The sequence below is a fragment of the Alteromonas sp. 14N.309.X.WAT.G.H12 genome (assembly GCF_036697315.1).
Taxonomy (GTDB): domain Bacteria; phylum Pseudomonadota; class Gammaproteobacteria; order Enterobacterales; family Alteromonadaceae; genus Alteromonas.
This window is the reverse complement of record NZ_JBAHZB010000101.1, coordinates 1-12,567: the sequence shown is the minus strand read 5'-3', so window position 1 is coordinate 12,567 and position 12,567 is coordinate 1. Positions and strand designations below refer to the sequence as shown.

The window sequence follows — 12,567 nt, the reverse complement described above, 5'->3', positions numbered from 1 at the left end:
AAGGTATTTTATTCCGACGTGTATCTAACCGTGGTCATGCCCTGCTCCCTTACGATGAAGAACAATCAGGCAACGCAGCCATCGTGTTGGAATACTCCAGTATTTATCGGGTTTGGAAACGCATTGCCAAACAGGCAGGGATCAAAGAAAACATTACTCCCCATAGTGGCCGCGTAGGTGGCGCGGTTTCTTTAGCTGAAGATGGTGCCACCTTGCCGGAACTGCAACTTGCTGGCGGCTGGGTCTCACCGGAGATGCCAGGCCATTATAGCCGGCAGGCGAACGTGAATCGTGGTGGTATGGCTAAATTAGCACGAAAAAATAGGCGCTAATAGCAACCTTTTCGCTGTTGTTCATTTACCTCAGTATTTGTTATAATATAACATTATAGGCCCATTGTATTGGTGGCCGATATTTTCGTTGCCATTTTTGCTTTGTTTTCGCGTTTTCACAGGATCTTTGCCCATGATAAAAACTCAGACGTTAACCGATAAATTATCTATTGGTTTGTCTATGGCATGCACCGTACACTGTCTGGCTTTGCCGCTTTTATTAACTATGGTTCCTGCCCTGGCATCACTTGGACTTGATGACGAACGTTTTCATATGTGGATGGTGATTGCAGTAATCCCCTGCAGTATTTTAGCCCTTATACACGGGTGCCGGAAACACAAAAAGTATCCCTTGGTAGGCATTGTTACAGCTGGTCTTACGTTACTTATATTGGCTGTTTTTACTGGTCAACAAGTCGGTGAAATGGGTGAGAAGATATTAACCGTTACTGGCTCTATATTTGTCGCGGTGGGACACAGTCTCAATTACTGGTACTGCCGAAAAAACGATAAGGACAATTGTGAGTGCTCTCAAAGCGCTATTGTTGAGTAGCGCTCTTGGAGTCAACGCAGCTTGCGCTCCCCCAGGAGCCCTATCCCAATTAAGTCCAATTAGTAAACTAAAGTGCCTCGGATGGGATAATCGTTATCCGGATTTCTAATAAAGGCTAAACCACTTACTAAGGTGTCCAATTTAGGACGCACAAAAGGTGCATTCGCAATCTCAACAATATGCACTTGTCCCTTTTCGTTAATCACAAATAATGCCGGCTCTGCAAAATTGTGGTCGGTTTCTTTTTCTGATCGGGGTGTTGAAATATACAGTCCCAATGCTTTCATTTGTTGTTCTGTTAACCCATAAGCAACGGGGTAGTTGATTGAAATGTCTTCCAGATGGTTTTGTAACTGCGCCTGGGAATCGGCAGAAACCGCAATAATATCCACCCCAGCATCAGCGAACTTTTCTGTATAATCTGAAATCTCACCAAGGTAACTAGTACAGATGGGACAGTGCTGGCCGCGATAGACAAAAACCGCTTGCCATGAACAACCATTACGGGGATTTCCCAGGATCACTTCGCTACCATCGTAATTGGTAACCTTAATTGTAGGAAACGAATCTCCCGCATTTATCTTAGATGACATACACACCTCATTGATTATTTTACCGGTTGTTACCCTGTGTCATCCTTGTAGATAGCCGATAAAACTGTTTAATTATTGGCTTTACCTTAAGCTCAATACCGTTAAAGTAGCTACGGCAAGAGACAATCAGCAGATTTTACCCATACTTAATTAATTGATTTTACGTTAAATTATGCTTCAATTGGTTACGCGTAACCTTATTTTCTTGGTTCACTTTATAATGATCACACTTTTTTTGAAAAAAGCGCCTGGTAGCGCGGTTAGTGGTTGACTAACCTCCCTGTAATTTGGATCATAGCAGTCTTTTTCATAGTGGCTTTACCATGAAATATTTAGCATTCATTCCATTCGCTTTTGTTGCTATACAGCTTTCGGCCTGTAAGCCAGAAAATAATATGGCAGGCTTAGACCGGGTGTATACAAAACCGGTGTCAGCCAACTGCATTGCCAGCACAATTGAAACGCAGCCATTTGTCAGTGATTTTAAATCTGATTCTGATGCTGTATTTCATTTTCAGATGGATGATTATCAGGTACGTATGCTAAATAAAACACTTGATGGAAAGATATCAGGTTATGCAATGACCGTAGATGGTATGCATAAAGGTGATGAACCCAATGCGTTTTATAAACACGTTCGGGACATGGAAACCCAGTTGTATACACAAATCACACAGTCGTGTTACTAGTTTTAGCTAACGCGTTTACTCATTTCCCTAGGTTCTTTAAGTCTAGGGGTATATTCAAATTAGGAAAGTAGAATGAAAAAAGGGATAGTCGTCATCGCAGGTGTTTCTGCGGTAGCAGTCTTTGGTATGTGGTTTACCCAGAATGCCTATGAATCTTCAGTTACAGATGCCCTCACCCGCAACGCTGACACCTACAGCAACATGGGTATTAAATTGGAAAAAAATGCCATCGCCGCTTCCTTCACCCGTATTGAAGACGAATACACGCTAACGTTAACTGAGCAATTTTTCGATCAAATGGACATGCCTGCTCTTTATGCAGAATCCTTTGACATCACCATCAGTAATCTTTGTCGTGTTTATCCTTTTTATATGTCCTGTGAAAATGAGTTTTCTTTACCTGAAGGCACACTGCCTGATGAATTTGTTGAAAAACTCCAAGGGTTTACCTATCAGGCGGGTTGGTCGTTTAGTCCATTGACTAATTCAGTTTCCAGTTATCTAAATACCGATGGCTTTACCGTAGAAAACGACGGTACACCGCTAGAAGTTGCCCCGCTGACCTTATCTTCCAATTCTGATTTAGCGTTTGAATCCTTGAATACGCAGATGAATTGGGGCGGCATGACGTTTAACGATAGCCTTACCCAAATCGATATTGACAACGTTAATGTTAACGGCGACATGACACGGTTAACGGGGATCACCTACCTTGGCACATCTACAGTATCCATTGACAACATGGTATTTAATACCGCTGATGGTGAATCATTTTCAGCCAAAGCCATTAATGTCACGAGTAACACGAATGAATATGAAACAGGTAAATACGACGTGCGTTATGTGGCTACTTCATCGGATATGTCCATAGGCGGTGGTGCTTTACCCATAGATATTGCCCAATTGCATACCGATATCCGATTATATGGTCTAAGTGAAAAAGCGTTGGAGATGATGAATTCATTTCAAGGCAACTTCATTGAACAACAAGACATGCTGACCGAAATGCTCAATGAGTTAGGTAAAAATGAACCCGGTTTGGCCATCGATAACTTTTCAGCATCGGTAAATAACGTGCCGGTTTCCATCAAAGGTGAAATTACCTTTGATCAATTTACCGCCGAAGATGTTGATACCGGAGAGATTGCTGCAAAATCTAATGCCTTTCTTAACGGCAACGTAGGTAAGGAAGTCTCCACTGCCCTTCCCCAACTTGTCCCAATGCTCGACCAATATTCGCAAATGGGTATGGCGGAAAAAGACGCTGAAGGAAATTACACCACTGAAATTACCATTAAAGACAGAACCTTGAGTGCAAATGGTAATGTCCTGCAACAGTTCTAAATACAATTAAAACAAAAAAACCGCCAATTCTGGCGGTTTTTTTATTACTTTTAGAACGACTGAGCGTTTAGAACTGCATTGTCACAGACAATTGTAAGCGGCGGGGATCATAGTAGGAGCGTGGCTCACCAAAGGTCTCGTTACTTACATACGGGTCGTAATTGTAACCCGTTTGCTTGTTAAAGACATTGAACACATCCGCTCGGAATTTCAGCGTGTAATCGCTAATATTCCAATCTTGGGTATAGTTCAAATCGACCTGCCAATGGCTGGCACCACGACGACTTCCCGCGGGCTCGGCATAACGGCTTGTGCTAGATGAATAACCGTAAACCGTACCATCCCAAGCAGTCCAGGCTTCGCCGGATTGGAAAATAAAGTAAGCACCAATATTCGCATCCCAGTCGGTGGTGTAATAACCGAAGACTTTTACCTTATGGGGCTTATCGCCAATAAGATTACCGTAGCGGTTATCCCATGGCATACGTCCCTTACCATCTCCATAGTAGGATGAGCCGATAAAGGTATTGGCATCGTTACCAGATGTGGTGTTGTCTTGGTCAAAGTTACCGTAGTAATGGCTCCAAGTATAGGAAGCGTTTAAGTAAGTCCGTTCACCGAACCATTCTGCCTCTGTACTCCATTCCCAGTATTTAGTCTGACCACCGTCAACTTCGGCTACCACGTAAGAAGAACCACCTACTTCCTCTCTTAATTCATCGAGGTTGTCAATGTATAAGCCGCGATCAGCGATGTTATCAGGTACGGATCCGCCTTCATAATCACCGTATAAACGGGCATCATTGGGCATATCTTCCCAGAAGTGGCTGCCGTAACGGAAGCGAACATGTGAGCGTAACATTAAGTTATTACTGACTGCCCGTGTGGCACCGATGGTATATTCGTCAATGCGACGAGGACTCATATTATCTGCAAAGAATTTACCGGATGATCCAGCTTTAGCACCCGAAGTGAGATAGTTTCCATCTTCATCAAACTGCACTTCGATGGTTGCCCGGGAGTTTCTGTCCCAAGACGCGGCTCGGGCTAACGAACTGGCATTAGGGTTATAGCTGGCGTAGTTGGCAAATACAGTACTTTCATCCTGATATTCCCACGTTACACCTAAACGGGGTTGGATCATGTCTTTCCAGTCCACTGTATACATTTTGTATTTGTGACCCGGCGCTAATTCATAACCAGAAACATTGCTGCTATTCGCTTTTAGGCCTTGACCGTAATACACATCTTTGGATACCAAGACACCAATGTTATAGGTAAAGTCACCGTGCTCAATGGTATCGTTAATTTCAAAGTTATAAGATTCAGAAGAAGAAATGATAGCTGGCGTCACTTCGCCATCCACCGCTAAACTCATCTGCTGAACCGACGCCACATAGTATGCGCCAGGATATTCATCATCAACACCGCCCACATAACTAATGGTTCCCCAACCATTTGATAAACGGGCCAGCTCTTCTGAAATTTCAGACCATTTTGCGCCAACATGAATGGTGTGGTACATATTGCCCCACATTTTTTCCGTATCAAAAGCCAGTTCAAAACTTTCACGCTCAAAGGACTGACGGTTATACTGCGAATAGGCACCGACGCCGCCGCCACCAGCGTAAGAACCGTCATCATCGATATAACCATAGCTTTCAATAAGGCCAATGGCGCCGGCATTAAACTGTAAATCTTCATCGGTTAAATCATCACCGGTGCGCAAACTCGGCACACTGAAATAACCCAGTTCATCTAAACGGGTAATATCCAGTGAATCCCCAATGACAGGTGTAACACCGGTTAACTCCGTATCCGGCGTATCGATGAAGTCTTCTTCATATTTACCGTACTTAAAGGAGATGCTCGAGTCACCCAGTAACCAAGACCCATCAATAGAGTAAATATTCAGGTTGGACTCGGATCCAACAGACACAGAATCGGTTTCATATTCACCAATTGACGAACCGGTTACCGTGCGTTCTGAATCACGTAGGCTGGCATTAAGTAAAATGTCGTCGGTAGGTGCCCAGGTTAACTTTCCGAAGTATTCATTACGTTCGCTGTTATAGTCTTTGGCTGGTCCATAGACGGTGGTTTTGCTGCTACCTTCCACTTCGGGTCGATAAAATGAACCGTAGAAAAACAGTTCATCTTCAATAAGTGGACCACTGATTGAGCCCACAATCCAGGTTTGATCCGTGTCTTGTATTACGCCACCTTTAGGAGTAGCAGAAAAAGACGATGGCTGAATACGGTATTCTAAACTGCCGTGAAATTCATTGGTTCCTGATTTAGACACCGAGTTGACAGAAAAACCACCAGAGCGGTTAAAACCAATGGCCTTTGCACCCCCCCGATCCACCGATACGTTCGCAATATCGTGGGTGGATGGCTCGGAAGACAAGTTACCAAACATAGGCATGGACAAATCCACACCATCAAAGCCATAACTGTTATCGACACCAGAGCCCCCAGCTGATGGCCCCAAGGTACTGTTTTCTGAATATTCCACGCCGGGCAATATTTTTAGCATGTCGCGATAGGTTTGCCCCGTCGGTAAAGACTGGATCACATCCGCACCAAATGAATTGGTTAATGAGGAGTTACCGGTGGTCACAAACGGACTACCCGTAATGGTGATCACCTCGGTATTATCGGGCGAATATACAAAGTTAATGGCGGAAGCTTGTTCAAGCATTACCCGGGTAGCAAACTCTTTTGTCTGTCCATTCGGTAATGCAAAGGACACCGTATATTCTCCTGGCAGCAGAAACGGCATAATAAAGGAACCGTCTTCACGGGTCGTCGCTGTACGGGGTTTTGGCATAACCGCACTGGTGGCAGTGACTTCTATGCCAGCGACACTGGTTGTTCCGTCTCCGGCTGCAATTTGGCCTCTAATACTCCCTGTTTGTTGCTGTGCCATTGCCGGTGAGGACAATACGGCTGTTGCTAGACAGATTGGAGCAATAACGTTAACGGGGTTCCAAGCTTGACGAACTTGCTTACTGAGATAGCAAGCAGCAAAACGTGCTCTTTCCTTTTTCATAGTGATACCTGTTGTGTTGTTCTGGTTATTTTTTAAATATTTTTTTTATTATATTTACTCATTTAACAGCCAGGTAAGGATATCGTCAAGAATAGTTTTTTCACGTAAACACAAATATCTGTAATATTTTATGTAAGAAAGTGACATTTTCACTGCATTTCCTAAGTCTGCCCATTGCTATGATTACCCCCTTCAATCCGCAACAATAAAGGACGTCAACTGGTTAACACACAAGTAATTAGGCACTTTTGAGACTATCTGAAAGTTCGCATCATAGACAAAGGCTATACGTGCAAGAATGAAAGGAATATGTAAATCGCTGTCAAGATCGTTAGAGAGTCAACCAAGAAGCAGATGTTCTTTATGAAAAATTAATTATTCTAAATTATTGGGTCTTTACAATAATTGATGAAATAAGAGGTGTTCAGTTCGAACTATTTACGTCTTTGCGGCGTAGCTACAAATACGATAATGATGACAGAGGATTGAATGATGACTTGTGAAATTGAAACAAAACACGCGAAATTATTGATTGAAATCTTACAGCAATCGAATCACTGGACATTACAACCTGAAAAAAAGGCCCCTTTTTCAAGTAAAGATGCCGCCTACCAGTATTTAGAAACCCACAACGAACCCTTATATATTCGCGTACCCATCACTAACAGTGACAATGAAACCTACATACGGGTTAGTAGTTCGGGTGATGATCTCGAACTACAAACGGTGGGGTTTACAAACGTACAAAAAACGAAGCTGCACCATTCTCATCTCAAGTTAATAGAAAGCACTATTACCGAGATGGTAAATGCACAGCTCCCAGCGGGGGAAAAAGCGGCCTCGTTTTAAGCCTAATTAAACCTTCACCGCCAGCACATCCACTTTCACACCGTGCATGACAGCATTGGCGGTAGAGCCGAGTAATAAACGCACTCCACTTCTTCCGTGGGTGCCAATGACGATTAGATCCGCTTTTAGCCGTTCCGCCGCATCATGAATTTCATCAGCGGCCGCGCCCACCACCACATGGGTATTGGTGGGCTCAATGCCATGCTGAGTAGCGATGTCTCGAAGACGTGTCTTTGCTTGCTCACAAATTTCATCGGAATAATCAGTTTCAAGGAATAACCCGTAAGGCTCGATACTAGTTTGCGGATACACTACATAAATAAGGTTTATTTTCATGTCAGTACCGGCAATATTTAAAGCACGGGCAATCACAGGTTCATAGTCTGAATAAATGTCTACAGCCACCAGAATGGATTCGTAACTTTTCATAATTCGCTCCTTTGTTATCCATCAGTATAGTGCAAGCATTATTTACCATGTTGATTAACATCAACATTAAACCGCTTTTGTTTCCTCTTCGATTCTTGCCAAATGGCTTTGAGGCATAAAGCTCTTTGCACTGGCTTCTTGAACATGCAGTTTAAATGCCTCTGGGATATTCTCCCCTAGCAAGGCACCCCGTTTCACTAACGGAAAAATTTCATCATAGCGGCGCACTTCGGCATGATTAATACGACGGAAAATATGGGTGCGATTTAAACTGTTATGGGAACTATGTCCGGTAGATGACAATATATCCATAAAGGCATTCACGGTTTTACTGTGAAATTGGTAAACCCGCTCACTTTTATCTGCGACAACTAACCCTTTTGCAAGGGCGGGATCTTGGGTGGCTACGCCGGTAGGACAGCGATTAGTATTACAAGATAAGGACTGCACACAGCCTAACGCCAGCATCATGCCTCTAGCTGAATTGCAAAGATCTGCCCCCAAACAGAGGTTTTTCACAATATCAAACGCGGTGATGACTTTACCCGAAGCGATGATTTTGATGTGTTGGCGCAGATCAAACCCCATTAAACAATCATCAACAAATGCCAGTGCTTCACGCAGGGGAAAACCAATGGAGTTTGCATACTCTAAAGGAGCCGCACCGGTACCACCTTCCCCGCCATCCACGGTAATAAAATCAGGGTAGATCTCCGATTTTGCCATGGCTTTACACAAAGCAATGAATTCGCTTTTTCTACCAATTGAAAGTTTGAATCCTACTGGTTTGCCCCCACTCATTTCACGTAATTGCTTTATAAAATCCATCATTTCCAGGGGCGTAGAAAATGCCGTGTGCCGTGGTGGGGAATTCACTTGGGTCCCCGCTTTCACTCCCCGTACGTTAGCAATTTCCTGGGTATTTTTGTCCGCAGGTAAAATACCGCCATGACCAGGTTTGGCACCTTGAGACAGTTTTATCTCGATCATTTTCACGTTGTCGTGGGTGGCTTTTTGTGCAAATGCCTCGGCATTGAAGGTGCCATCTTCATGTCGACACCCAAAATATCCCGTGCCGATTTGCCAAACCACATCGCCCCCATTTTCAAGGTGATAAGATGTTAAACCGCCCTCACCGGTATTGTGGTAAAAGTCGCCTTTACACGCACCGATATTCAATGCTTTTACCGCATTGGCACTTAGTGCACCAAAACTCATGGCTGATATGTTTAGAATGCTAGCTTTATAGGGCTTGGTACAAAATGGCCCGCCAATGGTGACACGGGGGTTTTCATCCATTTCATCAATTTCCATGGCCGAAAGGGAGTGGCCAATCCATTCATAGCCAGCTTGATAAGTATCAACCTGGGTGCCATAGGGCGAACTATCGAGCACATTTTTTGCGCGTTGGTAAACAATTGCGCGATGCATACGGCTAATGGGCTTACCGTCAGTATCTGATTCTAAAATGTATTGTTGAATAAAGGGACGTAAACCTTCAATTATCCAGCGGCCACGGCCGATAAGGGGAAAGTTTTTTAAAATAGAATGATGACATTGATTGGCGTCATAAATGGCAGTGATAAGGCATAGCAAGGTGATGGGTAAAAGCCAGATAAACCCCGACACCGCAAGGCATAACAGCAAATTAACCACAACAATGGCAAGTAATGTGTAAATGATCCGATGATGCATTCTTTTCTCTTTTTTTCTGCGAACAGTTGTAGGTTATGTATTTTACATTAAAGAAGATCATCAACGGGGTGAACTGCATCAATTTTGTTACGAACAACAGCACTGAATAGTTTTCGTGTAAGGATTTACAAAACAGATGTGTTCAAGCATCCTTGGAGCGAGTGCTTTAACTTACTTATTTGAGCTGTAATTAATGGATTATCTATTTCTTCTCTTTGCCTTTATCTGTGGTCTCTCCGTCAAACTGATTGGCATTCCCCCGTTAGTGGGATTTTTGATTGCGGGGTTTGTTCTTAACGGATTAGGTTATGCCATGACCGATCAACTCCAGCAAATCGCCGATCTGGGTATCACGATAATGTTGTTTTGTATTGGTCTTAAATTGAATGTTAAAGATCTCAGTAAACGTGAAGTATGGCTATGCAGTACTGGCCATATGTTGATTTGGATTGGGGTGATTTCAGTGGCGCTCTACGGCATCGCCACTCTGTTTTCTTCATTTATGGGCATATTGTCTTTTCCCAGCGCCATGCTGATTGCATTTGCCTTAAGTTTTAGCAGTACGGTGTGTGTATTTAAGGTACTTGAAGAAAGTGGTGAAGCGAAAACCCGCCATGGCAAGGTGGCCATTGGCATTCTTGTGATGCAAGATGTCTTCGCCGTTTTATTTTTAGTGGCCGCCACCGGAAAATTACCGTCTGTGTGGGCATTTGCACTGCTGGCGATTATTCCTCTGCTTCCCCTTCTCAACAAACTTATCGACCGCTCCGGCCATGGTGAATTATTACCCCTAACCGGTGTGGTGTTTGCATTAGGCGGCTATCACCTGTTTGAACTGGTAAACATCAAAGGTGATTTTGGCGCACTACTTATGGGGATCATGCTTGCAAAGCATGCTAAAGCAACGGAATTGTCAAAGTCTTTGCTCAGTTTTAAAGATCTGTTTCTTATTGGCTTTTTCTTATCCATAGGGCTTACCGCCCTACCGGATTTCGGAATGGTTATGGCCGCCGTGATCTTATGCGTGTTTATCATTATCAAACTCGTGCTATTTTTTGGACTGTTTGCGGTATTAAAATTACGGGTACGCACCAATTATCTCACATCACTGATAATGAGTAATTTCAGTGAATTTGGACTGATTATCGGTGCCTTAGCAGTGAGCCAGGGATTTTTAGAACCCCGTTGGTTGGTGATCCTCGCCTTGGCCGTGTCTTTTTCTTTTGTCATCACCAGTATCTCCTACCGCTCGAGCCATGCGTTCTATCTTGATATCAAATCCTATATTATGCGTTTTGAACGCAAGGAACGGTTACCGGGGGACCTTTACCCTGTTGTTTCCCAAGCAGAATTTCTCGTCATTGGGATGGGACGCGTAGGATTAGGTGCGTTTAATTCACTGCATAGCTTGGCCGGTGATAGAGTTTGGGGCATGGATGCGGACCAAAGCAAAATTCGAATGCTAAAGGAACAAGGGCTTAACGTCATATGCGGCGACGGTGAAGATATTGACTTGTGGCAGAATATTGACATTTCCGGTGTAAAACTGATCTTGTTGGCTTTACCTTCTATCGAAGACGCTACAAATATCACCCAACAGCTTAAATTCTGCGGCTTTAAAGGTAAAATCGCCGCTATAGCGCGCTATGAAGACGAAGTGCCCGCCTTGTTACAGCAAGGTGTGGATAAGGTATTTAACTTTTTCACTGAAGCTGGTCTTGGTTTCGCCGAAGAATCATTAGCTTACGTAAATACGATGTATGAGCAGCCTGATACCCAATAGGAAGCAAGGACAAGATATGAATCATTATCATTTTCATGTCATTGTTTTTTAAAGATTTTTTTGATTAAGATCAAGGTTTGAGCTATCCTACTGGTCATATGAATAAAGGGGCACATTATGAAAGGTGATAAACACGTCATCACAATGCTGAACGACGTACTGACCAGTGAATTAACCTCCATCAATCAGTATTTTCTTCATGCAAGAATGTTTAAAAATTGGGGCTTTGGTGAGCTTAACGAGAAAAATTACAAAAAATCGATAAAAGATATGAAGCAAGCGGATGCGATTATTGAACGTATCCTTTTTCTCGAAGGGCTTCCTAATCTACAAGCGTTAGGCAAGCTGTATATTGGCGAAGATACCGTAGAAATGCTTCAGTGCGACAGTCGCTTCCAGCTAGAGCAAATGCCTTTACTCAAGCAGGCCATTGCACTGTGTGAAGAAAAGCAGGATTACGTTAGCCGTGATCTTCTTGAAGATATTTTGGAATATGAAGAAGAACACTTAGATTGGATAGAAACCCAGGAATATCAAATTGCCACCATGGGTTTAGAAAATTATTTACTACGTCAAATAGAAGGGGATGAATAATGAAAGGCAATCAGGCAATTATCGATGCCCTTAATGAACTTTTGTCCTATGAACTTGCGGCAATGGATCAGTATTTCATTCATTCCCAGATGTACCTCGACTGGGGATTAACCAAGTTATACGAACGCATCAATCATGAGTTTGATGATGAAAAAGGTCATGCCACTAAACTTATTGAACGCATGTTGTTTTTAGAAGGCACTCCGGACATGCAAACACGCACGGGTTTTAAAGTGGGTGAAGATGTTCCCGCCATGTTAGAAAGCGATTTGCGTGTTGAATATGAAGTTGATGCAAAACTAAAAGAAGTGATGGCGTTATGTGAAGTCGAGCGAGATTATGTCACCCGGGACATGCTACTTGTATTGCTTGATGATACTGAGATGGACCATGCCCACTGGTTAGAGCAACAACTAGGATTGATCAAGCGATTAGGCTTACCGCTTTATATGCAATCGCAAATGTGATTGATAAATACAGACACACATTCCCCTATGAATGTGTGTCTGTGGTAAATATCAGTATTTTGGGGTCGGCTTCCCCTTTTAGATTTAACAACATTTGCCAATGCATTTGTGGCTCACTGCAACTGCCTAACATAAACCAGCCAGACCACTCTCCCGGTTGGGTTTCTTCCACCAGCACGGGGAT

Annotated in this window: 12 protein-coding genes; 8 read left to right on the top strand and 4 right to left on the bottom strand. The window is 43.3% G+C overall.

Features of this window, described 5'->3' with window-relative positions; all coding sequences use genetic code 11:
* A partial coding sequence (locus V5298_RS17180; RefSeq protein WP_332932662.1) for a tyrosine-type recombinase/integrase occupies positions 1-332 on the top strand: 332 nt, incomplete at its 5' end.
* 133 nt (positions 333-465) lie between these two features.
* Positions 466-885: a MerC domain-containing protein gene (locus V5298_RS17175; RefSeq protein WP_332932661.1), complete on the top strand. Its 420-nt coding sequence runs from the start codon at positions 466-468 to the stop codon at positions 883-885.
* 59 nt (positions 886-944) lie between these two features.
* On the opposite strand, the gene V5298_RS17170 is transcribed toward V5298_RS17175, so the two are convergent.
* Positions 945-1,478: a peroxiredoxin family protein gene (locus V5298_RS17170; protein ID WP_332932660.1), complete on the bottom strand. Its 534-nt coding sequence runs from the start codon at positions 1,476-1,478 to the stop codon at positions 945-947.
* 323 nt (positions 1,479-1,801) lie between these two features.
* On the opposite strand from V5298_RS17170, the gene V5298_RS17165 reads away from it, so the two are divergent.
* Positions 1,802-2,167, top strand: coding sequence for a hypothetical protein (locus tag V5298_RS17165; protein WP_332932659.1), 366 nt, complete (start codon positions 1,802-1,804; stop codon positions 2,165-2,167).
* A 72-nt stretch (positions 2,168-2,239) separates the two neighbouring features.
* Complete coding sequence (locus V5298_RS17160; protein WP_332932658.1) at positions 2,240-3,511, top strand: DUF945 family protein; 1,272 nt, start codon at positions 2,240-2,242, stop codon at positions 3,509-3,511.
* Positions 3,512-3,578: 67 nt separating this feature from the next.
* On the opposite strand, the gene V5298_RS17155 is transcribed toward V5298_RS17160, so the two are convergent.
* Positions 3,579-6,566 (bottom strand): TonB-dependent receptor, encoded by a 2,988-nt coding sequence (locus V5298_RS17155; RefSeq protein WP_332932657.1) that lies wholly within the window; start codon positions 6,564-6,566, stop codon positions 3,579-3,581.
* Positions 6,567-7,055: 489 nt separating this feature from the next.
* Between V5298_RS17155 and V5298_RS17150 the strand changes: the two genes are divergently transcribed.
* The gene (locus tag V5298_RS17150; protein WP_332932656.1) at positions 7,056-7,415 is read left to right on the top strand and encodes a hypothetical protein; all 360 of its coding nucleotides are present in this window, start codon (positions 7,056-7,058) and stop codon (positions 7,413-7,415) included.
* 6 nt (positions 7,416-7,421) lie between these two features.
* On the opposite strand, the gene V5298_RS17145 is transcribed toward V5298_RS17150, so the two are convergent.
* A complete protein-coding gene (locus V5298_RS17145; RefSeq protein ID WP_332932655.1) occupies positions 7,422-7,844 on the bottom strand; it encodes a universal stress protein in 423 nt (140 codons plus the stop codon).
* Positions 7,845-7,910: 66 nt separating this feature from the next.
* Positions 7,911-9,539: an FMN-binding glutamate synthase family protein gene (locus V5298_RS17140; protein ID WP_332932654.1), complete on the bottom strand. Its 1,629-nt coding sequence runs from the start codon at positions 9,537-9,539 to the stop codon at positions 7,911-7,913.
* A 193-nt stretch (positions 9,540-9,732) separates the two neighbouring features.
* Between V5298_RS17140 and V5298_RS17135 the strand changes: the two genes are divergently transcribed.
* From V5298_RS17135 to bfr (V5298_RS17125), 3 genes are all read left to right on the top strand, one after another.
* A complete protein-coding gene (locus tag V5298_RS17135) occupies positions 9,733-11,322 on the top strand; it encodes a cation:proton antiporter family protein (RefSeq protein ID WP_332932653.1) in 1,590 nt (529 codons plus the stop codon).
* 117 nt (positions 11,323-11,439) lie between these two features.
* Positions 11,440-11,916: a bacterioferritin gene (bfr, locus tag V5298_RS17130; RefSeq protein ID WP_332932652.1), complete on the top strand. Its 477-nt coding sequence runs from the start codon at positions 11,440-11,442 to the stop codon at positions 11,914-11,916.
* On the top strand, positions 11,916-12,383 hold the full coding sequence (gene bfr, locus V5298_RS17125) for a bacterioferritin (protein WP_332932651.1): 468 nt from the start codon (positions 11,916-11,918) through the stop codon (positions 12,381-12,383). Before bfr (V5298_RS17130) ends, bfr (V5298_RS17125) begins: the two co-directional genes overlap by 1 nt.
* The last annotated feature ends 184 nt before the right edge of the window (positions 12,384-12,567 follow it).

Bases quoted from the DNA above. Each gene is read 5' to 3' on its own strand.
- V5298_RS17175 (WP_332932661.1), top strand. From the start codon at position 466: ATGATAAAAACTCAGACGTTAACCGATAAATTATCTATTGGTTTGTCT.
- V5298_RS17170 (WP_332932660.1), bottom strand. From the start codon at position 1,478: ATGTCATCTAAGATAAATGCGGGAGATTCGTTTCCTACAATTAAGGTT.
- V5298_RS17145 (WP_332932655.1), bottom strand. From the start codon at position 7,844: ATGAAAAGTTACGAATCCATTCTGGTGGCTGTAGACATTTATTCAGAC.
- V5298_RS17160 (WP_332932658.1), top strand. From the start codon at position 2,240: ATGAAAAAAGGGATAGTCGTCATCGCAGGTGTTTCTGCGGTAGCAGTC.
- bfr (WP_332932652.1), top strand. From the start codon at position 11,440: ATGAAAGGTGATAAACACGTCATCACAATGCTGAACGACGTACTGACC.
- V5298_RS17165 (WP_332932659.1), top strand. From the start codon at position 1,802: ATGAAATATTTAGCATTCATTCCATTCGCTTTTGTTGCTATACAGCTT.
- bfr (WP_332932651.1), top strand. From the start codon at position 11,916: ATGAAAGGCAATCAGGCAATTATCGATGCCCTTAATGAACTTTTGTCC.
- V5298_RS17140 (WP_332932654.1), bottom strand. From the start codon at position 9,539: ATGCATCATCGGATCATTTACACATTACTTGCCATTGTTGTGGTTAAT.
- V5298_RS17135 (WP_332932653.1), top strand. From the start codon at position 9,733: ATGGATTATCTATTTCTTCTCTTTGCCTTTATCTGTGGTCTCTCCGTC.
- V5298_RS17155 (WP_332932657.1), bottom strand. From the start codon at position 6,566: ATGAAAAAGGAAAGAGCACGTTTTGCTGCTTGCTATCTCAGTAAGCAA.
- V5298_RS17150 (WP_332932656.1), top strand. From the start codon at position 7,056: ATGATGACTTGTGAAATTGAAACAAAACACGCGAAATTATTGATTGAA.